This is a genomic window from Streptomyces crystallinus (genome assembly GCF_039521265.1).
Lineage (GTDB): Bacteria > Actinomycetota > Actinomycetes > Streptomycetales > Streptomycetaceae > Streptomyces > Streptomyces crystallinus.
Genome location: NZ_BAAACA010000066.1, coordinates 275,895 through 302,554 on the forward strand (window position 1 = coordinate 275,895; position 26,660 = coordinate 302,554).

Below are 26,660 nucleotides of genomic sequence, written 5' to 3' on the forward strand. Positions count from 1 at the left end.
CTCCTGCGTCGGCCCGGACCGGTGAAACGAGCCCTCCATGCCCGACACCGCACCCGCCGCTCACGTTCATCTGGCCCGGCACTTCAAGCGCACCAGCGCCGTCGTCGCCACCCTCACCGGCAGCACGCTCCACACCGCCCGCGCCACCCTCGCCTCCGAAGGCTTCCGGCCGGTCACGGACGGCACGATGCTCCTCGTCCGGATCGACCACGAGGAGCCCTACTACGCCAACATCACCGCAGGGCTACTGCGCGACGCCGGCATCCCCGTGGACATCACCGAGCAGTTGCAGGAGGAGATCGACACCGAGTGGACCTGGGCGGACCACCCGATGACCTGGCTGGACCGCGAAGAGATCCGGCTCGTGTCCGCGGAAGCCCAGAAGATCCACGACGACATCGCCTCCGGGCTCCTGACCATCCACCTCCACGCCCACGACGGGCATACCACCGTCGCGGTCGGCACCTACCAGCACGCCGACAGTGTCCACCTACACGGCGAGGACCACCTGCGGGTCGTCAGCAGCACCTACGACACACCGGGCGAAGCCATCGCCGACTTCGAGCGCCTGTACGGCGACGCCGTGCGCCCCGGCCCGCCGCCGCCCACCGACACAGAACGGCAGGCCGCCGAAGTTCTCGCCGGCGTATCGACGTCAAAGGCAGCCCTCGCAGCTGACGCGCCAGCGGAACCGCAGGCGGCGGAGCCGGAGTGGGTGCCCGTGTACGCGACCGACCCCGGCGACCACGAAGCCGTCCTCAAGGACTTCCTCAACTCCCAACCCGCCTGGGAAAAGTACCGCCCCTACGACGGGACCACCATCGCCAGCCACGAATCCCTCACCCTGCGGGTGGAGTTCGAGCACGAGACCGGGCCGCGCGACATCAACTGGACCGTCGCCGCCTACGAAACCCCGGTGAGCGACCGCCTGTGGCACGCCACGGCCACCGCCTCCACGCCAACCGCGATCATCAGCACCCTGCTGGACACGCTCGCCAGCGAGAACGTGGGGGGCCGCGGCCCGTCCACCCGTGTCACCGAGGCCGCCATCGCAGAGGCGACCCGCCCACTCACGGATGCGGGCTGGAAGCAGTCCATCAAGGGGCGCTACATCGCCTGGGAGGCCCCCGGCGCCGACAAGGGCGGCGTACAGTTCGACGCCTTCGCCACCCAGAACCCCAACGGCTTCCTTCCCGCATGGACCGTCTGGGGCGGCCACACCGTCCACCAGCCCACCTGGGCAATCCAGTTGTCCGCGCACGCACCGACGGGCCTGGTGCAGGACATCGCCTTCGAAATGGCTGATGGGCAAGGCGCCCGGCTCGTACGACCGGCAACTGGCAGGACAGCGCTCCGCACCGCTCACGCTCCTGCTCCGGTGGCAGCACCACCACCAACCCCGCGCCTTCCCGGGCGCAGTCGGTGAGCCCCTGCCCCTGCGCAGACCGCGATGTTGTGGGTGGGCCTCGGCATCCTGGTTGCCTTCGGGACGATTGACGCGGTCGCGGTCGGCACGGACAACGTCGACCACCTGCGGGAGCTGACCGAAGCCCTGGCGTGCGAGATAGACGAGAAGGTGGTCCAGGAGTACCGGCAGCTCCTCAAAGCCCGTCAGCCTGCCTGAAGTTCCTGCACCATCTGCTCTGCCGTCTTCCGTGCAAAGGCCAGGCGGGGGTCGTCGGGATCAGCGTAGGGGCCGAGGATCTTCGCGGCGACGAAGAGCGTCATCAGTTTGCCTTCCCGGCTCGCCAGATCTTTGCGCCGCTCGGTGCGAACGCGGTCGGCCAGAGCCGGGACGGCAAGGGAGGCTCCCCACAGATTTGCCGCGTCCAGGCCGCGCGGAGCCATGCCCCAGTCCTCCCAGTCGAACACGCAGAACACCGGCGCCGTCACATTCGCCCAGTTGAGATCCGCATGGGCCGGACGCCAATCGCTCACCGCCGTATCGATCCCGGGGAAGACAATGTGGATCGTTGTCATGATCAGTTCCTGCGTGAGGGTCTCGGTATCCGGTGTCGCGATCCGGTTCGTGCGCTGGGCGGCAAGGGCTTCCAGTGAGACGTTCAGCGAAGCCCACCACTCCTCGGACAGTCCCGGGTCCTTGGCCACCACGGCGCTCCCCACCGGGGCACCCGGCAGCAGTCCCGTCTCGTCCGCCCGCCACATCATCGGCTCCGCCTCGTCCCGCCACGCGACACCGGCGCACCAGGCCGGCTTGGCAATCCCGCGCAGAGCCTCCGCAGACGCGGTGCCGTCCCCACCCTGAACCCCGATCCGATCCATCCCACGCCGCTCGATGCGCACCCACGTCTCGCGGTCCGTATGCGCCCCTACAGACCGGCGCTTACGCACCACAGTCTCGCGGTCGAGGCGTACCCCCAGCATTCGCCCCACGCGGTCCAGTACGGCTTCGACAGGCTCTTTACGCAAATCCATCGAACGCAGCGTCATGCGCCAGAACGTACCAAGCCTCCCGTCGGCGCCGAATTCAAAGATCCTCATCACAGGTTTGGGCCACGATCGGTATCGTCCCCAACTTTGTCGCCGCAACGCCGCACTACATCCTCGGCAAACCATCGAGCCACCGCTGGCGGATGCCCAGCGGCCCCGCCCCGGCCTAGGTCGCGGAGGCACATCGCAAACCCGACACTCCGGACAGATCTAACCTTTTGCGTGATTCAAGTCACATTGAAATTGAGCCGAAGGTAGCCACCTAGCTCGCCCCGGGACGGATACCGCAGAGACAACATTCATGCCGACACCGCCGGTGCCTGGCTCATCGCTGCCGGTGCCGTGCTGTAGCACCCAGCGCCACGACAGCGCGTCAGAGGAGCAGCCCGCGCCCGCCTTCTAGGCTCGGTTAGGGGTGTTGTCACACAGCGAGATACGTGCAGGACCGCCCGCAGCCTGCTCATAGACCGGTGCCGCAAGACGCCCCAGGGGCCTCAGCCCGACAGTACCCACGAGCTTTCGCGATGCGCGGCTGGGCACCTTACCTACTGGCACTGACAGCGTGTCATTTTCGCCGCGATAGTGATCGTTGTTGCGCGTCTTCGTCGCTGCTTGCATGACGTCTGCCTCGACCGGCGGGCCCGCGTTCTCGTCCGTCGCGCTGGGGCACACACTCCCCCGTGCAACGGAAGGTTCCGCCATGAAGGATGTCTACGAACGGTTGCTGGACGCTGCGAGCCTGCGGTCGGCAGACGGTGCGATTCGTATCACCGCGCATTACGAACCGCTGGCCGGCGTCGGGACGCCTGTGTCCCCTCCGACGGTGAAGGGGAGGGAGACGAACGCCGCCACCCACCTTGTCGAGCGGCGGTACGTGGACGGCCTTGAGACCTCGGTCGTTCTTCTCGACCAGCCGCAGTCACAGGCCAACCGGTGCGAAACCGCTCTGCTGGATGCGATTCGGCGGCAGGCCGCGTTCATTCCGCATCTGGAGATGGCGACCGAGTCTCTGGGGGTGCCGGTGCGAATGACTAGCCTGGAAGCCCCGCATCGCTCGCGAGATGCGTACTTCCGAGACTCTGTCGACGGTGCGGGCGTTGCCTTCGATGCAACGGAGCCGGGTATGGCGCTGCGCGACGCCTGCCCCGGCGACATGAGCGGGTACCTGCGTCTGGCCCCGAGCGATCTCGCTTACGGAGCGTGGGATTCGCACCGCAAGCGTCGTATTCAGGTGAAGATCCCCCGTGCCTATCGGTCCGAGATGATCGGCATCAAGCCGCTGGTCGGTGTCCGGGGCGCCGGGCGTTTCGACCGTCTCAACCTGGCGGGAGAGACGGTCCAGTTGACCGAGACCGGCTGGATTCCCTCGCTCGCCGAGAAGCCGAAGGCGGGCGTCAAGACGGCGCGCATGTCGGAGCTCGGGCACGGCATGATTCCGCCCTCGGAGGGACTGGGCGGCGTCTCGGTCACCTCTGTACAGCGCAGCGCCTCGCTGAGCCTGGCAAAACTGGCGATGCTGCGCTTCGGTCCCGTCAGGGACGAGCTAACGCAGGCTGCACGGGCCCTGGTGGCCGCTATTGCCCTCCTGGGCGACCGGCTCGCCTTCGCTGCCCCCGCCCTGCACCTGCGCTCTGGTTGCGAACTGCTGTTGGTGTCCGAGCGCATCGATTGGGTCCAGCGCGGCCGTGATGGGGAGCCCGTGCTCGATGCGCTGGAGCTGTCCACTCACGAGCAGGCATTGGAGCTGTTCGAGATCGCACGCGATCGAGCCCATGCTGCGGGCGTGCAGTGGGCGACAGAACCGTTGATCGTGCACCCCAACCCGAGCCTTCAGCAGGCGATCGACAAGTCGTATGTAATCGCCGGGGTCGGCGAAGCCGAGAGCGAGTGACCCGATGCCCTTTCGCATCACCGTCGACCTGCTAGACGCTTCCTACCAGGCGTCTACCCTCGATCGCAGCCACGCCGAGTGGCCCCCGCACCCCTCCCGCATCTTCTGCGCCCTGGTGTCTGTGGCTGATCCCACCGATCCTGTCCAGGACGCCGCCTTGTCCTGGCTGGAGCAGCAGCCGCTCCCGGCACTACGCGTTCCGACTCGCACCACGGAGGCCGAGATCCCGCGGATGGCCTGGGTGCCGACGAACGCCTCGGCAGCCAAGCCCGGTCACGCGGTGCTGCCCGGACGGACCAACGGCGGCAAACCGAAAGCGTGGCCGCAGCGCTCCCTGGCTCAGCCTCGGCTGGAGTTCGTATGGCCATCAGAGCCACCAAGGGGAGTGTTCACCGTCCTGGCCGAGTTGGCCAGGACAGTGCCCTACATCGGCCGGGCCGGCGGCCACGCCCTCGTCACCGCCAACACATCAGAGCACTCCGTGGCAAAGGACCGCAGCACCGAGTGGGAAACGTGGCATCCCAGCGATGCAGCCGGCACGACAGCCGATGTGTGCTCTCTGCGGGCGCCCTACCCGGGCTACTTGCAGCGGCTGCGTCTGGCACATGAGCAGGGCGAGCCGGGCTGGCAGCAGGCCCGAATGTTCCCTTACATCCGCCAGGGAGCCACCGCGCCGGATTCCACCCAGGAGCCCAAAGCGGGACCGTTCGAAGACCTGATGACCTTCGCATTCCCGCCGCGGTTCTCCCTGGACCCCGCGCTGACGGTTGCGGCGACCGGCGCGCTGCGGGAGAAGACGATGGGCTTGCTCGCGGAGGCGGGACACGACGTCGAGGCCATGGTCGCCGTCCACGGCCACAAGACAAAGGGAGACGAGCGCCGCCTCTGCGCCTACCTAGGGCTGCCGTTCGTCGGCCACCCGCACGCCGACGGCCGACTGCGGGGAGTCGCGGTCGCACTGCCCAGTGACCTGGATCCCGCGCACCGCAAAGCGCTCCTGGCCGTGCTCCTACGCATGGGCGGCGGCCTACGCAAGCTCAAATTGCCCAGCCTGGAACGCCCCGTATCGCTGACCTATGTCCGCGCTGGCGACACGGAAGTTGCCTCCCTCAAGTCGGTGATGCCGGAGCAATGGACGCGGGCCGCGCGCCAGTGGACCACGGCGCTGCCCATGGTCTTGGATCGCTTCCCCCGGGGTCACGACGTCGAGGGCTCGGTGGCCACCAGCTGTCGTCTGGCCGGCCTGCCCACACCTGTTGCAGTGGAGGTCCTGCGCACCGGCGCCTTCGTGCCCGGCGCACCCAGCCTTTGCTCGAGTGCGGTACGTCGTAAGGACGGTGAACGGCCGCTTCCCGTCCGGCATGTACGTCTGGCCTTCCCTCAGCCTGTCACCGGTCCGGTGGTGCTGGGGAGCAAGAAGACCTTCGGCCTGGGCCTGTGCGTGCCCTCCGACGCCTGGAAGGCGGAGGCATGAGCTTCACCCCGGAGGACTTTCCCGACTTCGTCCAAGCCGTACACGGCTACCGTCCCTTTCCGTGGCAGGACGCCTACCTCAAGCAGGTCGCTCAGACGGGGCAATGGCGGGACCTGGATGTGCCGACCGGTCTGGGCAAAACCAGCTTGATCGATATCTGGCTGTTCCTGCTCGCCTGGCAGTGCGCCAGCGGGCTGGAGCGGAGTGTGCCGCTGCGGTTGTTCTTCGTCGTTGACCGCCGTCTGGTAGTCGACCAGGCGCACGAGCACGCCCGCACCGTCCAGCACGCTCTGCAAGGTGCCTCGTACGGCTCCCTCACGGGCCGAGTCGCCCAGGCGTTGCGTGAACTGAGCGGGGTGAGCACACCTCTGGAAGCGGTGCGGATGCGGGGTGGCGTGGACTGGGCCTCACGCTGGCTGCGCTCCCCCGTCCAGCCCGCCGTGATCACCTCGACCGTGGACCAGTACGGCAGCCGCTTGCTCTTCCGCGGTTACCACACCAGCCCCAGAATGCGGCCAATCGATGCGGCCCTGTGCGGCACCGATGCGCTGCTGGCGGTGGACGAGGCGCACATCGCCCTGCCGTTGCTCACAACGGCCGCCGACTGCACCGCCTACCAACAGACCGCCTCCCACCCAGACTTTGGCCGGCGTGGCGTGCAGGTCGTCAGCCTCTCCGCCACCGGCGCTGCTGATCCCGCGCGCCCGCGCCACAGCATCACCCGCGCGGATCGCCAGCACCCCGCCGCGGGGAACCGTCTCAACGCCCAGCGGCGGCTGACCCTGTGGGATGCGAGCACCCTCGCCAAGAACTCCGCGCTCGCCTTCGCCCAGGCCACCGAACAGGCCACGGACCTCATGCTGCCGCTCGTGGCCCGCCCCGTGCTCGGCGTCATCGCCAACACCATCCGCACCGCCCGAGCAACCTTCCAACGCCTGTCCGCACGCGACGACATCGATCTGGTCCTGCTGACAGGCCGCTGCCGCGGCGAGGATCGCGAGCGCCTGCTGAACAGCCGCCAGATGCGCGAGCTGTTCCAGGGCATCAACGCCGGTCACAACCGGCCCCTGGTGGTCGTCGCGACGCAGACCGTCGAAGTAGGCGTAGATGTGTCCTTCGCGGGACTCATCAGCGAGAACGCCGCTGCGGCGGCGCTCATCCAGCGCCTGGGCCGTCTGGACCGCACCGGTGCTTTCCCCTGGGCTCCCGCGGTCGCGATCCGCGCCGCAGCGCCGGATCCGCAGGACATCCCGGTCTATGGCCCAGCCGCCCACGCGACTTGGGAATGGCTCACCTCCCATGCCCCTCTCACCACCTGCGCCGAGAACCTCCAGCACAGCCTTCACAAGGGACTGGTCATCAACCCGACCACGCTGCCCGTCCTGATGGCAAACGCCGAGACCGCGTCGCTGAATGTGCCCGCACCGCGCATTCCCGTCCTGCACCGCACCCTGCTCGACTCCTGGACCCGCACCAGCCCGACCCCGGTGCCCGACCAGCCGACCGCGCCGTTCCTCCACGGCCTGAGCACCACGCCCGAAGACGTCCAGGTCCTGTGGCGCAGCGACCTCCCCACCTTGGGGGGCAGGCCGGACTGGGAGAAGTGGGCCGCTCGCATGACCCAAGTCCCACCTCATCCTGGCGAAACCGTCGCCCTCCCCGCCCGGCAGCTGCGGCGCTTCCTGACCCAGCCGACCGCCGACGACACCACCAGCGACCTGGAAGGCACACCGGACCCGGAGGCACCTACCGCGGCCAAGAAAAGCCAGACGATGGCTCCGGCACTGCGCTACGACGACCGCGACAACCAGTGGATCCCCGCGACCGGCCCCCGCGACATCCGTCCCGGCAGCATCGTCGTCCTGCCCTCGCACTACAGCGGCCACGACGCCTACGGCTGGACCGGTACCCCCGGCGCCCCCGTCGTCGACCTCGGCGACTTCCCGCCCCTCACAGACAGCGCACCGACCCGCCTGGACGCCGGCCCCCTGGCACTGCTCGGCGGATTCGACGAGACCACCACCCAGGCGGCAGCGACGGCCATCACCAGAGCATCCAAGAAACTGCTGGCCGGCGAGGACGACGAGTCCATCACCGACATCATCCACCAACTCCTCGACCAGCTCCTGAACCTACTCCCGGCCGCAGACTCCGGGCCGCCGACGCCCGGCTCGTACACCATCGACCTGCACCAGCGCCTCAGCCAGCTCCGAACCATCACCGCCTGGGACACTGCCGCCGACGGGCGCTCGGCCCGTACGGGCCACGCCATCCTCGACGCCACCGACCCATCACGCCTGCTCCTGGTCCCCGCCCGCCCGAAGGGCGACCGCGTCGAGCGCACCGCCGGCGTCAACGACGAGGACGCCGATGGCAGTTCCCTCACTCGCCCCGTCGGCCTGGCCCAGCACGGCAAGGCCGTCGCGGCACGCGCCGCCGACTTCGCCGTACGCCTGGAACTACCCGCACCCCTGGTGGCTGCTGTGGAGACCGGGGCGCACGCCCACGACTGCGGCAAACACCATCCCCGCTTCCAGTGCATGCTGTGCGCCGGCGACCGTCTCCTCGCCGAATCCCTGGATGAGCCCCTGGCCAAGTCCGGTATGGACCCGGCCGACCATACGGGCCGCCGCCGCGCCGCCCGCCTGGCCAACTGGCACCCCGAGCTACGTCACGAAGCACTCAGCGCCCTGGCCGTACAGAACTGGCTCACCACACACCCCTCCCACACCCAGGGCCTGGACACCGACCTCATCCTGCACCTGGTGGCCTCTCACCACGGCCATGCCCGGCCGCTCCTGCCTCCAGTCACCGACCCCGCCCCCGTCAACGTCACCTGCCTCATGCCCGACCAGCAGCACATCACCGTGAACAGCGCCGCCATGGGCACCGACTGGACCGGCCCCGACCGCTTCCACGCCCTCAACCACCGCTACGGCCCCTGGGGCCTGGCCCTGCTCGAAGCCGTCGTACGGCTGGCCGACATGGCCTGCTCCGAGGAAGGCAGCTAACCCCGATGACCCACCGCGAACTCGAACTGCCCGCCCTGGTCGGCAACTCCCCGCTCGGTTTCCTCGCCGCCCTGGGCATCCTCCAGCTCACCGCCCCCCTCCTCGACCAACCCGCCCGGCTCTCCTGGCGCGGCCCGGACGCACCCGCCCTCCTCCACACCCGCCAGCCCCTCACCCATCAAGCCCTCGCCGACCTGCTGAGCACCCAGCTACCCGACGACCCCGCCAAGGAGCCCCTGCCGCTGGTTCCTGGCATCCTCTCGCTGCCCCGCAGCGGACCCAGCGACGCCCTGCGCATGCCCATCGACACCGCCCTGCACCACCTGCGCACCCACACCCGAGCCGAGCGCGAACACAACACCCCCACCGCCCACTGGTTCACCGCACTCGTCAACCAACTGAGCATCGCCCCAATCGAGAAGAACACCGGCAAGTCCCGCTCCACACGCGGCAAGCAGCCCGACCTCTACACATCAAGCACCCCGCTCTTCGGCCGCGGCGGACAAATGACCCTGGCCAACAACTGGACCAAAGCCGCCGAGGAATGCCGAAAAGACCCCACCCACCTGCTCGCCGCGCTCACCGCCTGGCGCCGCGTCGACGGCTACGCCGGCGCCAATCTCGACCACCATTCCACCGGCGACGCCCATATGGTCAGCCAAGGCAAACCCACCCAACAGGGCGTTCCCGGTGCCACCTGGCTCGCCCTCCACGGGTTCGCCACCTTCCGCCTCACCGGCAACAGCACCTACGCACAGACCACCAGCTGGGGCCGCGCCACACCGAACGGCGCACTCACCTGGCCCATTTGGCGACCTCCACTCACCACAACTAGCATCACCACCCTCCTCGAACACCCCCTCGTGCGCACCCTGCACCCCGACCCCGCCAAACTCCAGAACCTCGGCGTCACCGCTATCTACGCTGCTCCCCGTACACGCCTCCCACAAGCTGACGGCCCCCTTCAACTCAGCCAGCGCACTTACCCATGAACCATCACCGACCAACCCTCCCCTGCAGCAGCGACACGCAGCACCATCACGGCTTGTGGGCGTCCAGCAAATGCGCAATCTCAGCCACTACATCTGCGGTTCGGAGCCGCAGCACCATCACGGCTGGGATGTCGAGTCTTGGATACTGCCCCCAGAGCTCTTGTCTCAGTGGTCCCGAGCCACGGCACCACCACGGCTGAAAAATCCCCGACTGTGTTTCCTCGGCTATGGCTCTACCTCTGCGGTTTCGCACTGCAGCACCATCACGGCGGGAAACCCGCATTCTCTGGGGCGATGGCACTGGCCTCTTGTTTCTGCGGTTCTAAACCGCAGCACTACCGCGGCTGCTCCTGCACCACGGCGATCGCCCGCTGCTGGATCTATCTCCGCAGCTCCGAATGTCAGCACCATTTCGGCATGGTCTTCAACGCAAGGGGCGGGGCATGCTAGACGCTTTCTCTGGAGCTCCGAACCGCAGCACCACCACAGTTTCGCCCTCGCGCTGCAGAACCTGGCGCGCCACCGCTACCTCTGTGGTTCTGTACCGCAGCACCATCACGGCGAGGACTTCGTACACTATGGACGCTGCCTCGGACTGCACTCCCTGCGGCCGTACGCTGCAGCATCATCGTGGAGACGTAATCATTTTCGACTGCCCAGGAACCCTCGGCTCGTATCTGCGGTTCCAATCCGCAGCACCATCGCAGTCAGCCCAGGATGCGGCGGAGCCGAGCCCGCAGCCTGCTGTCTCTGCGGTCCCGAACCGCAGCTCCACCGTGGCGACGTCTGGGGCGAGCGACGCGGCCGAATCATCTGCTGTCTCTGCGGCTCCGAACCCCAGCACCACCGCGGCGACGGGCCGACAACGGCTCCGCTCGACATCTCCGCTATCTCTGCGGTTCCGCCCCGCAGCACCACCACGGCTGCAGATCCAGCAGCGCCAGCGTCCCAAGGGTGCACGATGCCTCTGCGGTCTCAAACCGCAGCACCATCGCGGCACCACAACCATGCTCCTCGGTTCAGGGATGATGGTCTGCCTCTGGGGGCCCGATCCCCCAGCCTCACCACGGCGACTTGACCGGCAGGCACGGCAGCCTGGTCACGGCCCGATACGGTTTTGACCGCAACGCCACCACCGTCGACGGAGCGACACATGCGACGCTCCTCGCCTGCTGCGTGTGCGGTCACGGACCACAGCACCATCACGGTAACGCCGGCTGCGGCCGGGTCGAGCAGTACAGTGGCATCGTCTCTGCGGACACCCCGCAGCACCATCACGGCGCCTCAACCCTTCACCGTGCGCACGGCGTCACGGTGCTCCCTCTGCGGAGCCGTACACTGACTGCGGCATCATCAGGGCAGTTGGACGCAGACCACTAACGCGAGCGCTGTCCTGTTCGTTTCTGCGGTCCCGAACCGCAGCACCACCACAGCGTGTGCATGGCCCCCCTGGCGCTGGCCTCGCTGGCCCATCTCGGCGGTTCCGAACCGCTGCACCACCACGGTCGGATGTCGTCCTCAATGAGCTGCGCCTCATCGCGCTCTGTCTCTGCGGTCTCGAACAGCAGCACCATGACAGCGAGGCACCGCCCGCCCACGTGTAGCAGGTCGACCTGCTACCTCTGTGTTCCGAACTGCAGCGCCATCACGGCACTTGGACCCCGGGGTTTCCCGCCGTCGTCAGCTTCGCCTGCCTTTGCGGCCACGCGCCGCAACACCATCACGGCAACGCCGGTATCGCGGTGGGAATCTGGGGGCTGGCCTGCCTCTGCGGTCTCGAACCGCAGCACCATTACGGCACCTGCGTGGTCGTGTTGTGCGGTCTGACCGCGTGCTACCTCTGTGGTTTCGAACCGCAGCACCATCGCGGCAGCGTAAATTGCATGCATCCGGCGCCGTCCTCATGGATTGCTTCTGCGGTCTCAAACCGCAGCACCACCACGGCAAGGGTGATGACGGCGGCTTGGTCACTGCCGGGCGACAACACTCCTGCGGCCTGCACCGCAGCACCATCACGCCGAGGACACGGGCATCGACTACCTTGTGGTCGACGACGCTGAATTGCGGCACCGAGCCACATCACCGCCACGGGTTCATTGCGATTTTTGACGGTGTCGAGATTGGTTCGGTCTCGGCGTTGAACACCAGCATCACCACGGGCAGATCCCCGGCGAGTCGTTTTCGGCCGGATTCGAGATCATCTCTGCGGCGTCGAGCCGTAGCACCACCGCGGCATCACCTCCCGCGGCATGTCGGAGAATTCATCCAATTGTCTCTGTGGTCCCACGCCATAGCACCATCGCGGCTCGACGAAGCGCCCCATGTGACGCTCCTCGTCACATGTTTCTGCGGTCACGAACCGCAGCACCATCACAGCCACCTCACCCAGCTCGCCCTCGCAGCCATCCACGATCTGGATCTGCGGTCCCTAACCCCAGCACCACCACGGCTACCCGGCCTACGTAATAGCCGTGACGCCGGACCGGCTACCTCTGCAGTGCAGAACTGCAGCACCATCGAGACCACACCAGGCCGGTCGCCCTGCGCCCCGCCGAAGCCCCCTCTGCGGTTCCGAACGGCAGCAACACCACGGCAGGGTCGTCGAGTCACAGAAGGCGATGCGGGGTCGCGCTAGCTCTGCGACTCCGGGCCGCAGCACCACCACTGTGTGATACAGATTCTCTATCAAGGCCAGCGTGTTGAACTGTGCCGACGGCGAACATCTGAGTTCGACAGCCTTGCAGAACGCCTCGTTGAGAGAATCTCGGCCATGGACACAACCTCCGACCGGTTAGATCTGCTCCTTCCGAACTCGGTAGGGCCAGAGGGGCCCTGGGAGTCACGACGTGAAGGATAGGGAGAGCGATGTCTGTGCGTTCCGGCCGTGCGGGCGTCTTGTACGTGCTCGTTCAAATGGGACGCCGCTCTGTAAGACCCACTACGAGCAGGCACGTAAGGGCGTCCCGCTAAGACCGATCAGGGCCAAGCTGCCAGCCGGCCTTCACACCACGTGCAAGTTCGACGACCCACCTTGTGGCCGTCCACACTCGGCTGGAGGATATTGCGCCACCCACTACCAGCAGTGGTCGGACGGTCGGCCACTGACACCCATACGAGGGTGGAAGTCACAGGCAGAATGGGGGCCTACCTGCCGTTACGGAAACTGTGGTGAGGGGCCACACTCACGTGGCCTGTGCATTGTGCACTACGGTCGTGGGATCTCACAGTTCGCCCGCGATGCGATCTTCACTCTTCAAGGCGGCCGTTGTCTTTGCGGGACGGAGAACCCAGGCCAGACCGGCTGGCACCTGGACCACGCCCACAGCTGCATGAGTGGACATAAGCCCGCAAATTATTGCTCAGCATGCGTGCGCGGCCTGCTCTGCATTCAGTGCAACCGCCACGCGATCGCCTGGTACGAAGGGTCATGGAAGTCACAGCTGGACAATGAACCAATCGCCCTCTTCGAAGAGTGGATCAACCGGCGTATCCGCTTCCACGGCCCAGTCGACTCACCGGAAGTCAGAGTGAGCCTGCACGTTACGCCTGCTGTGACCACCGCCCTGGGCACCCCGGAGGAACAGGCCGTCGACCTTTCCCGGCTCCTTGGATGAGGACCGTGCTGCCGCCCGCTCAAGGGGTCGCAACATAGCAGACGATCCCCGGTTAGCAAAACCGGGGATCGTCCGGACCATTAGTGGTCCACCGCCATTCCTTGCCCGTCACTTCGAAAGGCAGCGCCACGACGACAGCCCACAACTCCACACTTCGCTCGGGCCGACGCCCCGGCAGGAGGTCTCTATGCCGCGGCGTAGCTGAGGCGGAGAAGGTCTCCAGCGCGCTCCAGGTCCCGTTCCGTACGCAGCTGCAGTTCCAGGTCCCCCGTGCCGTGGTGGCCGAGCCCCGTCACGTCCCGGGTGAAGCCGGGGACGAGGTCGACCTCGTTCGGGTCTGCCTTGAGGTAGACGAGGAGCTTGGTCTGCTGCGGCGGGCAGACGCTGGCGAAGTTCCGCAGCCGTCGGTAGGCGCGGTACTGCTTGCGCTGTACCTGGGTGACGCCGTCGCCGAGTCCGACAAGGGCTTCGTCGACCGCCTGGGCCAGCTCGGCCATGGCACTGCCATGCTGCCGGACCAGCGGCGCCCCGTTCGCGCGGCGGCGTACCCGCGGAGCCTTGGACCGGGACCTCGTGACCGAGGCCACGGTCTCCAGGCCGAAGTGGTCACTGCCGAAGTACCGGTAGCGGACCAGGTCGATGCTGCGCCGGTGCTCGCGTACGGCGTGCGCGTCGTAGCGGGTGAAGTCGCCGGCCACGCAGATCAGCCGGGGGGCGCTCCACAGGATCTGGGACGTAGCCGCGGCGCCGAGCCGGTCGCGGACCAGATTCCGGAAGGCGTCCTTATGGTTCGTCAGCCAAGCCATGTAGTAGAGACCCTGATTGATCACGCCGGCGTCGGTGCCGCGCTTGTACTCGACAATCACGGGAGCCCCGTTCTCGTCGAGCCCCAGCGAGTCGATCCGCCCGCCATCGACACAGTCGATGACGAACTCGCTTGCCAGGAACCTGACCCCCAGCATCGTCTCCATGTGCGCCTCGACGAGATCCTGCACATCCGCCTCGACCTCAGCCAGACGCGGCATGACCTCACTCACACAGCCCGCCGTGTTGAACAGCTTCAGACCGACCACTCCCCCTCCGCAATCACGTTGCCAGAGGGCAACATCACAGAGTCCGGGGATATTTCCGCAATCGAAGCCGTCTCGAAAGGACCGAAGAGTCACACATGCACAGCCAGAACGACGCGATATCGGATACGGACGCCCAGCACAGCCCCGAGCAGATCCGCGCCACCTGGGGCGGAACCGGCAGCGTCGAAGACGCCTCCCGGGCCTTCGGGTTCTCCAGGGCGAAGGGCTACGACCTTGTTCGCCGCGGGGAGTTCCCTTGCCGCGTACTGCGCATCGGCCGCAGCACACGCGTCGTCACCGCATCCTTGCTCCGCGTCCTCGACAGCGGCGAGCCCGAGTACAGCCGAACCCAGGACGTGGGTTCCATGCCAGCCTGACCGCCCCACACGGAAGCCCTCACCGGAAGGTGCTCCGGAGAGGGCTTCTGCATGACACTGTTGTAGGAACTGGGGCGTAACGGCGACCTCCACCACACACCTGAAGGATGCCCGGCAATCTACCGTGCCGAGCGCCTGCCAGATCAGCGACTCCAGGAGCGCCTGGCGGGCCGAGGCCGAGGGAATCAGCCGGTCCCACCGGTTCAGCTCGGCGATGCGGCGTCGGGCCTTCTCCCGCGGCTCGCCATTGATTTGGTTGACCGCCGTAGCGAGTGATGCGTTGCCGTACATCGCGCACTTCCCCTTTCAACGCCGCCGACCCGGCTAAAGAGGTGCGCTCGTGCTGACGTGCTGGTGTGCAGAGACCGGTGGATAACCTGCGCGTACGCAAGGACGGCGTTCTCATGTGACACCCACAGGTCGGCACGGGGTGTCCAGAGTTGGTGGTGTTGGCCAAGTGCGCCTACCGTAGCGAACCCATGGCTGAGCCACCCGCCACCACACCGGACCTGTCACTCTGATGCCCGAGGGTCTCCAAGCCCTCGAATGATCGGGGCTGGATGCGCAGGCCCCCTGATAGGGTTCTCCTGCACGCATGACCAGGGAAACCTCAGGTCAGACGGGCATCGGGACGTGGCGCAGCTTGGTAGCGCACTTGACTGGGGGTCAAGGGGTCGCAGGTTCAAATCCTGTCGTCCCGACCAGCACTTCACACTGGTCGAAGGCCGATTCTGCAGGGATGAGAAGACGACCATCGGCGTCTTCCGGGGCGGAGACACCATCCCTGGAAAGCTGCAGGCGTTGTCAGTGCCGCTCAGTAGAGTCCCGCCGTGACCACTGACTTACCGAAGCATGCCATCCAGCTCCTGCTAAGCGACACCGAACGCGATGCCGTGCTGTCCCGGGCGGTAGCAGCGGCGGGTGCGGCCGAGCTGCACGCAGCCTTCTTCCACGCCAGCAGGTGGGACATGGCTTCCGAGATCTTCCACCGGCTGACGGCGCATCTGGACGACATCACCATCGCGAGGGACGACGCCGAGCAGCGAGATCATGCACCATCCGGTTCGGCGTTTCATCCCGCTTCACGGCATATCCAGGAAGTCTCCAGAGATGCGGCCCGTACGCTCGCGCACGCTCTCAAGGGGGAGGTGGCGGAGGCCACGGTGGCGGTGGAGGAAGCCGGCCGCGTACGGTCCCAGATCGCGCGCGGCCACCACGCAGCGCAGGAACCGGAGCCGTCCCTGCTAGAGGTGCTCATCAGCTTCCAGCACCAGCTCGGCGCAGCCCGCACCAGAGTCAACGCCCTGCAATCCCAGAACAGACAGATCCTGCACGAACTGGCCCTGGACGAACAGCTCCGCAAACGGGCCGCCAATAGGCACGAAGGGGTCGCGCTGGAGGCAATCGACCTCCAGCTCCGGGAGGACTTCTTCGACCTGATCGCCGATCTCTCCGAAGGCGCGCCGCACCCCGTGCCTGGCTACGACGGCCGGGACCAGCCCGTCACCGCTTCCCTGCCCGATGGCCGGCCCGTGGTCTTCTTCCCCAGGCACCTGCCCGTCACCGGTCATGCCGACTTCAGACCACCGCCCCTGCCCGCCCTCGGACTTCCCGAGGTCCACCACCTGTCTGGTCTCGCACGCCGCCACTTCCCCCGAGCCGCCGTCGTCGTGGTCGCCAACGGCCGCTTCTCTGCGACCGCACAGCGCTACGCCGAGAGCCACGACATGCAGTTCATCGGCCGCGAGGGCCTGGAGCGCTGGGCAACGTGGTGCTCTCCCCTCCAGACGGTCCTCGGGTCCTGCGAGGCACACACAAACACGGAGACCGTCCAATGACTCACGCCGCTGCCCTCCGCGCCGCAGCACCCGTCTACCAGGACGAGCTCCTCAACGAGATGCTCGAGCGTCGGATCGCTGTCGCCGAAGACGAGCATCTGCACGCCGCCGTCCGCTGGAACAACGAAGACCACCTGCTCGAACAGGCCCTGCTCGTCCTCCAGGCGCACTGCGACAGCCTCGAACGCGAACACCACCACGCCCACCGCCGCGCGGAGCACGACCCGTCACTCGGTGATCCCAAGTGCACCCGCACCACAGCTCGCTGTGCTCTCGCCGCCAGGCGCCTGCGGCGACTCCTGATCCAGGAACTGACCTGGGCACGCAAGGACGTCACTGAAGCCGAGCAACACCAACAGAAACTCCGGTCGGTGCACATGCTGAAGCGGGTGGAGCGGTACCGCCAGCACCCACACAGCACGCCGGAGCTCGACGCGATCGCGGAGTTGCTCCGCCACCAAGCCGAATCCGCAGCCCGAGTCGGCGTACTCCTCGCCGAGGATCGCCACCAGCTGCACGCCCTGGCCTTCGAGGAGCAGCAGGCCCAGTTCTTCCTGGCCTCACCGGCGAGCACGAGCCTGAGCCAGATCCGTGCGATGTCCCCCCACCAATTCGAGCGGCTCATCTCCGACCTGGTGGCCCGCGACGGGCTGGACGTCAACCAGTGGCACGGCGGCCCTAACGATGGGGGCGTCGACGTCATCGCCACGACGCCCGGCGGGGACAAGCTGGCCGTCCAGTGCAAGCACACCACGAAAGAAACGCCCGTGGGAATCGCAGCAGTCCGCGAACTCAACGGCATCGCCGGCCCCGTACACCACGCTGATATCGCGATCCTGATCACCAACAGCACCTTCAGCAAACCCGCCGCGAAGTTCGCTCAGCACCAGGACATCATCCTGCTCAGCTGGTGGGTGCTCGTGCGCTGGGCCACCTGGGGAGAATCCCTGCTCGACATCCTCGAACTCGAAGAAACCGCTGGGCTGGCGGCATGACCAACCCGTCAGCCCACGCACCGGCGCACGCGCTCGGCACTGAGCTCGTCACAACCGAGATGGCAAGGCAGGCCCGCGCCCCCCTGTTGTTAGCCGAGGTATTGGTTGGAAAGCAGCGTCTTCGGCAGCCGCGGGCACCTGGATGCCGGAAGAGGCACCACTGCCCCTACGAGCGGGGCCCCGGCTCCAGCCGTCCCATCAGGTAGAAGACCTCCCTGGCCGCATTCGTCCGGACGATGTCGCCCGCAGTGAGCGACCCCAGCCGTTTCCGGAAATCCTTGATCGTATCCACCGGGTATTCGAACGCGTCCCTCCCGGCGTATTTGACAGGAGAGACGACTCCTACCGCCCGGTCGGGCTCCGTCTGCCACCTCTGCGACATGATCCTTCGGCGGTCCACCAGGGTCTGCATGTGTCCGGCCACGTCCTCTGCCCGGCGTCGCCGAGCCCACCCCTTCGGCCCCAAAGCTGCACGCCCACAGGGGTACCCACCACCAGGGCCAAAATGGCCCGGGTCCTGACGGGGCATCTGGCCGAAGCAGGCCACCCCCGCGCGAACGAGCTCGGCCGCCGTACACGCGGGAGCCACGAAGGAGCCTTGCCCGACCAGCGGAGCGACGCAATGGGATGAGGCGGCTCCGGCCAGTGGCCGACCTCGGACGCGGGGTGGCGTCTGCCGATGGCGGTGTTCAGCCGAGGAGCCGGTGGAGTTCGCGCGTGATCAGTTCAGGGATGGCAGACAATGCCATCTCAAGCAGGTGTTCGATCGCGTTAGCCGTGCGATCGCTCTTCTTGTCGATGTTGATGGATTTGGACCAGTTCTGGGGTTCGTAGCGGGCAACGCTGGCGAGTCCGTAGAGCACTCCCCACCAGATAAGCAATGGGTGGAGGGGCTTCCGGTTCCCCGGTATCGCGGGGAGCAGGTAGTGGATTCCTCCTCGGTACGGGGTGGCGAGGAGGCTCTCCACGGGGGTATGAGGATTTGGATGGCGGGGGACGTAGAGCGTTTTGGGCAGTGAGCCGGGGGTGGTGTGTGAGGTGTCGGGGCGTCCAGCGCCGTCGGGCGGTTGGAACCTCCAGCCGTCTAGGGTGGGGTAGTGAGAGAGGAACTCGCTAATACGCTGCTCCTGGACGCTCTTGTCCGTTATGTCTGCGAGTGATTGAGGGCAGCCGGAGAGGTCGACCGTGGACCACCCCGAGCGCAGGGGCGGGGCATAAGGGCTTTGTGTCTGCACATAGAGGGCTGGATATGGGGGTGCGTCTTCGAGAGGTACATACCGGGTGTCAGGAAGAGCGGCCCATAGGTCACCCAGCCGCGCCCCACGTCTGGGCAGGCCCTCACATCCCAACGCCTGGGCAACGCCGTCGAACGATGTCGCGCCGTGCGGATTCGGTGTCTTGGGTGGTGTCACAGTGATGTCTTTGAGAGGGCCCTGCGGAATGGTCTCGATGCCGTGTCCTTTGAGCTGCCAGGGCTGTCTGCCAGCTTCGGCGGCGGGCAGTTCGGGCGAAGCTGCTGCCAGCGCCCTGCCTGCCTGGGAGAGCCCATAGAAAAGAAGCATCGGGCGCGTTTCCGGGCCTACCATCTCAGCTGCGCGAAAGAGCTGCTCCGACTGTTCCAGTGCGGCTCGGAACACCTCTGCCCGTTGAGCATGACGGACTCCCGTGCTTGCAGCACCAGGAGGAAACGCCCGCATCCCTCTGAGATTGCGCCACGACTTCTCTCGTGGCATCCACGTCTGCTCCTCATAGGTGGGGCCGTACAACATGACAACACCTGCTCTCCGCCCCAACTGCTCGGCACGACAGCCAAATCGGGGCCTCGCCTCGCCCGACACGATCAGGTCATCGTGCCGCTTGCGGCTGGATGCCGTCGAGGGCGCCGCGACGCCGACACTCCTCGGGCGCGTTAGCTGCCCGACCGAGTTCGTTCAGGCCGACCCGGCCTTCCTCCTCCGGTCCGCCGAAGCGCCGGTCGCACGGCGCGGGTCGTCTGCGATGAGCGGGACGTTCGTCCTACATGCCAACGCGGGCGTGCTCCGAACTTCGCCGAGGCGAGCGCCGCGGCGTCCCGCCCCTCCCCGCTTAGGCGAGCGGGGCAAATTTTCAGGACGGTCTGAGGAGGTGGGTAATGGCCTCCTTCGTCTTCCCGAACCGGGTTACGGAGGCTCACCTAGACCCCGACGGTGCCCCAGGACGAGGCGGTAAACCTCCCTCGCCGCATACCTTTTCAGGCAACGGATGATCTCGCGCCGGGTCTTTCCTTCCGCCACACGCCGTGCGTAATACGCCTGGGTGCGTGGGTCCCAGCGCAGCCGGGTCAGCACGATGCGATAGAGGGCCGCGTTGGCTTGCCGATCTCCGCCGCGGTTGAGCCGACGATGGCATCTGCCGCCGGAGGAATATTCAACCGGGCTTGCCCCGCACAACGCAGCGAACGACGCCTCACCACGCAGACGGTCCACGTTGTCCCCCATGGTGATCAACAGAACGGCGGCGCTCCGCGGTCCGACCCCTGCCGCAGCCAACAACGATGGGTAATGGGACTCGATCACCTCGGCCAGACGCCGCTCCAGCTCTTGGGACTGCACGGTGAGGTGCTCGATTCGCTCAGCCAGCGAGCGCAGCGTGAACCTCGTAGCTCGCACCACGGGGTCGCCGCCCATGCCATCTTCACCGAGGTTCGCACACGCTCGGATCAGCGCTCGACGTTGCAAACTAGCCAGCTCTTCCCGCAAGGCCGGCTTGGCAGTGACCAGGATCGCCTTCATCTGATTGACAGCCTGAGTACGGGCCTTGACCGCAGAGTCCCTTGCCACGTTGTACATACGGGCCATCTCCACCGGACCATTCCCCGCTTTAACGCGAGAGCAGGCGCGGCCACTGAGCACAGCGCGGGCAGCGGCCTGTGCATCACCCTGATCAGACTTACTCCGTCGGCGGTGCGCCGATCGGCCGGGCCCGGGGGCATCGAGCACGTCGATCCCCCGCGACAGCAGGTATCGGGACAGGGCCGCCCCATAGTTACCTGATCCCTCCACCCCGGCACTCCGTACAGCACCTAACCCGCCTGCCCACCGAACGAGTTGGTCATATCCGACCGCGGTAGCCGGGAAGCTCTGTACGGCAAGAGTCTTCCCCATCACTGAAATCACAGCGGCTACATGAGTATCGCGGTGCGTGTCGACACCGAGAATCACCTCCTCAGCATCCTCAGGGGAATTGAGGGGAACAGCGCTCGCCACGATCGTTCATCCACCACCTTCGGGAGTTGCACGGCAGCGTCAGAGCTGGCCCGGAGGAGCGGTCACCAGTGAGACGGTGCACCTTCCTCATGCAAGGCAGTCCTTTAGACACACGCCCCCGAGACAGGTCCTGCGCGTACTGCCTCGCACCGGTGATCGACGTAGGATCGTTAGGGCACGTCGGCCAAAAATTTCAGGAGCCGGGGTACCGGTTGCTGGCAGCATCACTGCCATTCTTCCCAGCTGCCCAACGTCAGCACACTGCTGTCTCCGCACAAATGCCTCCTCGCGAAGCACACCCCACTCCGCGCAACCCGAAAGCCAGACCGGCGCGCAGCCGCGCGCCCGCCCGACCCGGCACGCGCCCTCAAAGCCCGGCCTTCCGGTGCCCTCCCGAGCCGACCGACCGAACGCGGAGGCCCCCGCCGACACCTGCCGACGAGGGCCTCATCCTCTGTCACCAAATCTCACAAGCGTCTCACCGACACCGTCGACACGCCTGGACCCCAAGGCCCCGACCTGCGCAAACGGCCTCGCCCTGGACCACCTGGACGCCAGAAGACGGTTTGGCCTACCTGTGCCATGTTGTCCCGAGCGAGGGGCCGAGCACCAGTACCGGGGCGTCGTCGGGGCCGTCGATCCGGTACTGGAGGGTCGGCGGCTTCGGCTGCTCCGGCGTCGCGGTCGTCTCAGGCGTCTCAGTCACTTCGCTCACTCGCTCCAGACTAGTGAGCGGAGTGGGTGGCTCCGGTCAGGGGGTCGCGGTAGGGGTGCTTCCGGTCCTGCCCTCGTCCCGGTGCCCGTCCTACGGGGTGGCCGTGGAGACCACGAAGACGACCGGGTTGTCCGGGTCGCTCTCGTCCACCGTGATGTCCTGGGTGGGCAGCGGGTCCTTCTGGGCGTGCCGGGTACCCGCCCAGTCGTGGCCGGAGGCGAACGTCCAGCCGACCTTCTTCCCGTCGGCCGCGCTGATCGCCACCGCGCCGGGCCGCAGCGCGGCCGTACTGGTGCCGGAGTCCTTCAGGAACTCGGCGAGTCCGGCCGCGGTGGTGCGGAACGACACGAACAGCTTGCTGACGGCCCAGCTGTTGGTCTCGAAGTACCGGACGTCCGTGGCGTCGGAGGGGACCGGCACGTCGTAGATGCGGCGCTGCGTCTTGGACGGCCAGTCGTTCTGGAGCCCGGTCGCCGAGGCCTCGCTCTCCTTGTCGCGGCCGCTGTCACGGCTCTGCCCGGCGGAGATGGCCAGATAGCCGGCCGGGACGCCGATGAGCAGCACGATGATGATCGCGGTGAGCCAGCGCCGGCGCAGCATGTGCCGGCGGTCCTCCGGCGGGCGGCTCTCGTCCGGGGACGGCGACTGGCGCGGCACGGCGGGCCGCTCCGCGGGGGTCATCACGGCGACTCCTGGGTGGCGCGGGTGGAGCTCGTCCTGCGCACGGCCTCGGCGACCTGGGCGTACCGCTCGTAGCGCTCGACGCGGCGGCGGTTGGCGCGGCGGAAGCGGCGGGCGACGAGGCGGGCGAGGTCGGCGGCGCCGACCATGCCCGCCTCGGGGCCCAGCTGCGCCTTGGCGATCCGGGCCTCGGGGCGGTAGCCGCGGCCGGTGAGCTGGCGCTTGAAGGCGTCCCTGGCCGGACCGATGAGCAGGTCGTCGGCCGCGCTCACCCCGCCGCCGACGACGAAGCAGGACGGGTCGAGGGCGGCAGCGAGGTTGGCGATGCCGACGCCGAGCCACTGGCCGATGTCCTGGAGCAGCTCGACGCACATGGCGTCGCCCTCGCGCGCGAGCTCGGTGATCAGCGGCCCGGTGATGTCCGGGATGTTGCCCTTGACCCGGTCCAGGATGTTGTACGCGACCGGCGAGTCCGCGACGGCGAGCTCGCGGGCCTCGCGGACCAGGGCGTTGCCCGAGCTGTACTGCTCCCAGCAGCCGCGGTTGCCGCAGGGGCAGCGGTGGCCGCCGGGCACGACCTGCATATGGCCGAACTCGCCGGCCACGCCGTACTTGCCGCGCTTGACCCGGCCGTCCTCCAGGATCGCGCCGCCGATGCCGGTGCCCAGCGTGATCATGACGAGGTGGTCCTCGCCGCGGCCCGCGCCGAACCGCCACTCGGCCCAGGCGGCCGTGTTGGCGTCGTTGTCGACCATGACCGGGACGGCGAGCCGGGACTGGAGGGCGTCGCGCAGCGGCTCGTTGCGCCAGGCGAGGTGCGGGGCGAAGAGGATGGTGCTGCGGTCGGCGTCGACCCAGCCGGCCGCGCCGATGCCCACCGCGTGCACGTCGTGGCGGTCCGAGAGGTCCAGGACCAGCTCGGTGATGGTGTCCTCGACGACCTTGGGGCTCTTGGACTTGTCCGGCGTCTCGGTGCGGATCTTCTCCAGGATGGTGCCGTCGGCGTCGACGACGCCCGCCATCACCTTGGTGCCGCCGATGTCGATGCCGACGGTGGGGACGCGGGGGGCGGTCAGGTGCGAGCGGCGCTCGCGGGTACCGACGGTGCGCAGGACGGTGGCCCGGGCCGAGCCTCGGTAGGTGTTCATCGGGCCGCACCCCTTCGCCGAGGGAGGGGGGTGTCCTGGTGTGCTCGCACGACTGGTGTCGTCCCTGGAGGTCTCGGGGAGCCGGGGTGGCCGGCGGCGGACGGCGCCCGCCGTGCCCGATTCTGCCACCCCGGCCGGGACCCGACCTCGCGTGCCCGTGCCGCCCCGGGGGCCCCGGCCGCTACTTACCGGTGTCGGCGGGGCGGGCGCCGAGGTCCGGCTCGGGGGCCCGCTGGAGCTCGTGGCTGAGCTCCTCCAGCTCGCTGCCGCCCGCCATCTGCCGGGTGAGCTCGTCCAGGGTGATCTGGCTGCGCAGATGGCTGCCGGTCATGGTGCCGCGCTTGAGCAGGACGAAGCGGTCGCCCACGAGGTAGGCGTGGTGCGGGTTGTGGGTGATCAGGACCACGCCGAGGCCGGCGTCCCGGGCGGCCGCCACGTACTTGAGCACGACGCCGGACTGCTTGACGCCGAGCGCCGCCGTGGGCTCGTCCAGGACCAGCACCTTGGCGCCGAAGTAGACCGCCCGGGCGATCGCCACGCACTGGCGCTCGCCGCCCGACAGGGTGCCGATGGGCTGGTCCACGTCGCGCAGGTCGATGCCCATGCGCAGCAGCTCCGAGCGGGTGGTGCGGCGCATCAGGTCGACGTCGAGGCGCTTGAGGGGGCCCTTGCCCTTCGTCGGCTCGGAGCCGAGGAAGAAGTTGCGCCACACCGGCATCAGCGGGACGACCGCCAGGTCCTGGTAGACGGTGGCGATGCCCCGGTCCAGCGCCTCGCGCGGGTTGCTGAGCGAGACGTCCTCGCCCTCGATGCGGAAGGCGCCGGCGTCGTGCCGGTGCAGCCCCGCGATGATCTTGATGAGGGTGGACTTGCCGGCGCCGTTGTCCCCGAGCACACAGCTGATCTCGCCGCCGTGCACCTCCAGCGAGACGCCTTCGAGGGCGCGGATGTTGCCGTAGTACTTGCTGACGTCGTCGAGCTCCACCAGGGCGCTCCGCTCGGTCAGGGTCGCGTCCGTCATACCGTGGCCTCCGCCCGCTTGCGCACCCACGCGTTGAGCAGGGTGGCCAGAAGGAGCATCGCTCCCAGGAAGAACTTGAACCAGTCCGGGTTCCACTCGGCGTAGACGATGCCCTTGCTGGTCATGCCGAAGATGAAGGCGCCGACCGCGGAGCCGATCGCGGAGCCGTAGCCGCCGGTGATCAGACAGCCGCCGATGACGGCCGCGATGATGTAGATCAGCTCGTTGCCGACGCCCTCGCCGGACTGCACCACGTCGAACGAGAAGAGCAGGTGCTGCCCGGAGACCCAGGCGGCGAACGCCACGCCCATATACAGGCCGATCTTGGTCTTGTAGACCGGCACACCGACCGCGCGGGCCGCGTCGGCACCGCCGCCGACCGCGAAGATCCAGTTGCCGAACCGGGTCCGCAGCAGGATCCAGGTGGCCAGCGCGACCAGGCCGAACCACCACAGGATGGTGACCTTGAGGTCGACCGAGCCGACGCTCAGCTGGGAGGCGAACACCTTCTTGGCAGAGCCGAAGCCCTCCATGTCGGCGATGGACTTGGTGGAGACCGTGCCGCTGATCAGCTTGGTGAAGCCGAGGTTGAGACCGGTCAGCATCAGGAAGGTGCCGAGCGTGATGATGAAGCTGGGCAGTTTGGTACGGGTCAGCATGAAGCCGTTGAAGGCGCCGAGGGCGAGCGTGGTCAGCAGCGAGACGCCGACGCCCACCCAGATGTTCGCCGTCATCTGGTAGCTGAACATCGACGAGACGAGCGCCGACGTCGTCACCAGCACACCGGCCGACAGGTCGAACTCGCCGCCGATCATCAGCAGCGCCACCGGCACCGCCATGATGCCGATGGTCGACGCCGCGTACAGCACGGTCGAGAGGCTGGAGGCGCGCAGGAAGCTGTCCGCGACGGCCGAGAAGAAGACGAAGACGGCGACGGCGCCGACGACCGAGCCGAGCTCCGGGCGGCCGAGCAGCTTGCGCAGCACCGACCGGTGGATCAGCCGTTCGTCCTTCGCGGGCGCGGGCGCTGGTGCAGTGGCGGTCATCGGGTCCCCCGCTTCGTGTAATCCTCCAGCTCGGCGGCCGCGTCCTTGGTGATGATCTGAGGTCCGGTCAGCACCGGCATCCCGCCGCCGAGCACGTCGCCGTTGTACTTGTAGAGCCAGAGCAGGTCCACGGCCTCGTACCCCTGGAGGTAGGGCTGCTGGTCGACGGCGAAGCCGAGGGTGCCGTCCTTGAGCTCGGCCGCGACCTTGGCGTTGAGGTCGAAGGTGTCGACCTCGGCGGAGCTGCCGGCGGAGTTCTTGGCCTTGACGGCGGTGTCCGCGAACGGGGCGCCGAGGGTGACCACGGAGTCGATGGACCGGTCCGCCTGGAGCTTGGCCTCGATGGAGGACTGCACGTCGGGCATGTTGGTGCCGGTGACATAGAGGTTCTGCAGATCGCCCTTGAAGGACTTCTTGGTGCCGGCGCAGCGCTGCTCGTGGCCGACGTTGCCCTGCTCGTGCAGGACGCAGAGCGCCTTCTTCTTGCCGCGCTTGTTGAGCTCCTCGCCGACGGCCTCGCCCGCGATCGTCTCGTCCTGGCCGATGTGGGTGAGCGCGCCGTACGCCTTGGACTTCTCCGAGCCGGAGTTCACCGTGATCACCGGGATGCCCGCCCTGACCGCCTTGGCGACGACGTCCTTCAGCGCGTCCGGCTTGGCGAGGGTGACGACGATCCCGTCGACCTTCTGGTCGATGGCCGCCTGCACGAACTGCGCCTGCTGCTGGCCCTGGTCGCTGTGCGAGTACAGGAAGTCGATGTTGTCCTTGACGGCGGCCTGCTTGGCGCCGCTCTGGACGATGTCCCAGAAGGTGTCGCCGTCGCCCGAGTGGGTGATCATGGCGATCTTCCAGCGGGGGGTGTTCACCGCCGCCTTGCCCTGGGCCGCCGCGGCCTTGCGCGCGTCCTCGGCGCGCTTGCCCCCGGTACTGCTGCATCCCACCAGGGAGACACCGAGCACCGCCGCCAGCACCGCGCCCACCGCGCGTACCCCTGTCCGAATCCTTGCCACGACGCCGTGCTCCTCTTGCTGTACTCCCAGGTGCGCCCGGGACTGGTGCGGACCTGCCCCGGCCGCCCAAGTATGGGT

20 protein-coding genes, 1 tRNA gene and 1 pseudogene are annotated in these 26,660 nt (G+C 67.6%); 10 read left to right on the forward strand and 12 right to left on the reverse strand.

What is annotated here, in order from left to right:
- The first annotated feature begins 37 nt into the window (after nucleotides 1-37).
- Both ABD236_RS34755 and ABD236_RS34760 read left to right on the forward strand, forming a co-directional pair.
- Complete coding sequence (locus ABD236_RS34755) at nucleotides 38-1,426, forward strand: SPDY domain-containing protein (protein WP_344081724.1); 1,389 nt, start codon at nucleotides 38-40, stop codon at nucleotides 1,424-1,426.
- Between the two features lie 24 nt (nucleotides 1,427-1,450).
- Nucleotides 1,451-1,624 (forward strand): hypothetical protein, encoded by a 174-nt coding sequence (locus tag ABD236_RS34760; protein ID WP_344081727.1) that lies wholly within the window; start codon nucleotides 1,451-1,453, stop codon nucleotides 1,622-1,624.
- On the opposite strand, the gene ABD236_RS34765 is transcribed toward ABD236_RS34760, so the two are convergent.
- Nucleotides 1,612-2,451: a hypothetical protein gene (locus tag ABD236_RS34765; protein ID WP_344081730.1), complete on the reverse strand. Its 840-nt coding sequence runs from the start codon at nucleotides 2,449-2,451 to the stop codon at nucleotides 1,612-1,614. The genes ABD236_RS34760 and ABD236_RS34765 overlap by 13 nt on opposite strands.
- A gap of 700 nt (nucleotides 2,452-3,151) precedes the next feature.
- Between ABD236_RS34765 and cas7g the strand changes: the two genes are divergently transcribed.
- The 5 genes from cas7g (at nucleotide 3,152) to ABD236_RS35135 (ending at nucleotide 13,433) form a co-directional block, all read left to right on the forward strand.
- Nucleotides 3,152-4,342: a type I-G CRISPR-associated RAMP protein Csb1/Cas7g gene (cas7g, locus tag ABD236_RS34770; RefSeq protein ID WP_344081733.1), complete on the forward strand. Its 1,191-nt coding sequence runs from the start codon at nucleotides 3,152-3,154 to the stop codon at nucleotides 4,340-4,342.
- Between the two features lie 4 nt (nucleotides 4,343-4,346).
- Nucleotides 4,347-5,816 (forward strand): type I-G CRISPR-associated protein Csb2, encoded by a 1,470-nt coding sequence (gene csb2, locus ABD236_RS34775; protein ID WP_344081736.1) that lies wholly within the window; start codon nucleotides 4,347-4,349, stop codon nucleotides 5,814-5,816.
- The gene (gene cas3g, locus ABD236_RS34780; RefSeq protein ID WP_344081739.1) at nucleotides 5,813-8,827 is read left to right on the forward strand and encodes a type I-G CRISPR-associated helicase/endonuclease Cas3g; all 3,015 of its coding nucleotides are present in this window, start codon (nucleotides 5,813-5,815) and stop codon (nucleotides 8,825-8,827) included. The genes csb2 and cas3g overlap by 4 nt, the downstream gene beginning before the upstream one ends.
- Nucleotides 8,828-8,832: 5 nt before the next feature.
- Nucleotides 8,833-9,819, forward strand: coding sequence for a type I-G CRISPR-associated protein, Cas3-extension family (locus ABD236_RS34785; protein WP_344081742.1), 987 nt, complete (start codon nucleotides 8,833-8,835; stop codon nucleotides 9,817-9,819).
- A 3,200-nt stretch (nucleotides 9,820-13,019) separates the two neighbouring features.
- Complete coding sequence (locus tag ABD236_RS35135; protein ID WP_425544022.1) at nucleotides 13,020-13,433, forward strand: endonuclease domain-containing protein; 414 nt, start codon at nucleotides 13,020-13,022, stop codon at nucleotides 13,431-13,433.
- Nucleotides 13,434-13,618: 185 nt separating this feature from the next.
- Here the strand turns inward: ABD236_RS35135 and ABD236_RS34790 are convergent, their stop codons facing one another.
- Together ABD236_RS34790 and ABD236_RS34795 are read right to left on the reverse strand one after the other, a co-directional pair.
- A complete protein-coding gene (locus tag ABD236_RS34790) occupies nucleotides 13,619-14,506 on the reverse strand; it encodes a DUF5655 domain-containing protein (protein ID WP_344081745.1) in 888 nt (295 codons plus the stop codon).
- A gap of 89 nt (nucleotides 14,507-14,595) precedes the next feature.
- Entirely contained in the window at nucleotides 14,596-15,174 is a 579-nt protein-coding gene (locus tag ABD236_RS34795; RefSeq protein ID WP_344081748.1) for a hypothetical protein, read from the reverse strand.
- Nucleotides 15,175-15,510: 336 nt separating this feature from the next.
- Between ABD236_RS34795 and ABD236_RS34800 the strand changes: the two genes are divergently transcribed.
- From ABD236_RS34800 to ABD236_RS34810, 3 genes are all read left to right on the forward strand, one after another.
- Nucleotides 15,511-15,587, forward strand: a tRNA-Pro gene (locus ABD236_RS34800).
- A 126-nt stretch (nucleotides 15,588-15,713) separates the two neighbouring features.
- Nucleotides 15,714-16,721 (forward strand): hypothetical protein, encoded by a 1,008-nt coding sequence (locus ABD236_RS34805; RefSeq protein ID WP_344081751.1) that lies wholly within the window; start codon nucleotides 15,714-15,716, stop codon nucleotides 16,719-16,721.
- A complete protein-coding gene (locus tag ABD236_RS34810) occupies nucleotides 16,718-17,716 on the forward strand; it encodes a restriction endonuclease (protein WP_344081754.1) in 999 nt (332 codons plus the stop codon). Before ABD236_RS34805 ends, ABD236_RS34810 begins: the two co-directional genes overlap by 4 nt.
- Before the next feature lie 166 nt (nucleotides 17,717-17,882).
- Here the strand turns inward: ABD236_RS34810 and ABD236_RS34815 are convergent, their stop codons facing one another.
- The 9 genes and pseudogenes from ABD236_RS34815 to ABD236_RS34855 form a co-directional block, all read right to left on the reverse strand.
- The gene (locus ABD236_RS34815; protein ID WP_344081757.1) at nucleotides 17,883-18,128 is read right to left on the reverse strand and encodes a hypothetical protein; all 246 of its coding nucleotides are present in this window, start codon (nucleotides 18,126-18,128) and stop codon (nucleotides 17,883-17,885) included.
- Between the two features lie 277 nt (nucleotides 18,129-18,405).
- The gene (locus tag ABD236_RS34820) at nucleotides 18,406-19,485 is read right to left on the reverse strand and encodes a YaaC family protein (RefSeq protein WP_344081760.1); all 1,080 of its coding nucleotides are present in this window, start codon (nucleotides 19,483-19,485) and stop codon (nucleotides 18,406-18,408) included.
- 390 nt (nucleotides 19,486-19,875) lie between these two features.
- Entirely contained in the window at nucleotides 19,876-20,961 is a 1,086-nt protein-coding gene (locus tag ABD236_RS34825) for an IS110 family RNA-guided transposase (RefSeq protein WP_425544023.1), read from the reverse strand.
- 577 nt (nucleotides 20,962-21,538) lie between these two features.
- Nucleotides 21,539-21,685, reverse strand: a pseudogene (locus ABD236_RS34830) (bifunctional 3-oxoadipate enol-lactonase/4-carboxymuconolactone decarboxylase PcaDC); the annotation flags it as partial.
- Nucleotides 21,686-21,766: 81 nt separating this feature from the next.
- Nucleotides 21,767-22,357 carry a hypothetical protein gene (locus ABD236_RS34835; RefSeq protein ID WP_344081763.1) on the reverse strand — a complete coding sequence of 197 codons (591 nt, stop codon included), beginning with the start codon at nucleotides 22,355-22,357 and terminating at the stop codon, nucleotides 21,767-21,769.
- Nucleotides 22,357-23,505, reverse strand: a complete 1,149-nt coding sequence (locus ABD236_RS34840) for an ROK family glucokinase (protein WP_344081766.1) — start codon at nucleotides 23,503-23,505, stop codon at nucleotides 22,357-22,359. Before ABD236_RS34840 ends, ABD236_RS34835 begins: the two co-directional genes overlap by 1 nt.
- Before the next feature lie 181 nt (nucleotides 23,506-23,686).
- Nucleotides 23,687-24,526, reverse strand: coding sequence for an ATP-binding cassette domain-containing protein (locus tag ABD236_RS34845; RefSeq protein WP_344081769.1), 840 nt, complete (start codon nucleotides 24,524-24,526; stop codon nucleotides 23,687-23,689).
- On the reverse strand, nucleotides 24,523-25,572 hold the full coding sequence (locus tag ABD236_RS34850; RefSeq protein WP_344081772.1) for an ABC transporter permease: 1,050 nt from the start codon (nucleotides 25,570-25,572) through the stop codon (nucleotides 24,523-24,525). The genes ABD236_RS34845 and ABD236_RS34850 overlap by 4 nt, the downstream gene beginning before the upstream one ends.
- Complete coding sequence (locus ABD236_RS34855) at nucleotides 25,569-26,582, reverse strand: sugar ABC transporter substrate-binding protein (protein WP_344081775.1); 1,014 nt, start codon at nucleotides 26,580-26,582, stop codon at nucleotides 25,569-25,571. The genes ABD236_RS34850 and ABD236_RS34855 overlap by 4 nt, the downstream gene beginning before the upstream one ends.
- Between the last annotated feature and the right edge of the window lie 78 nt (nucleotides 26,583-26,660).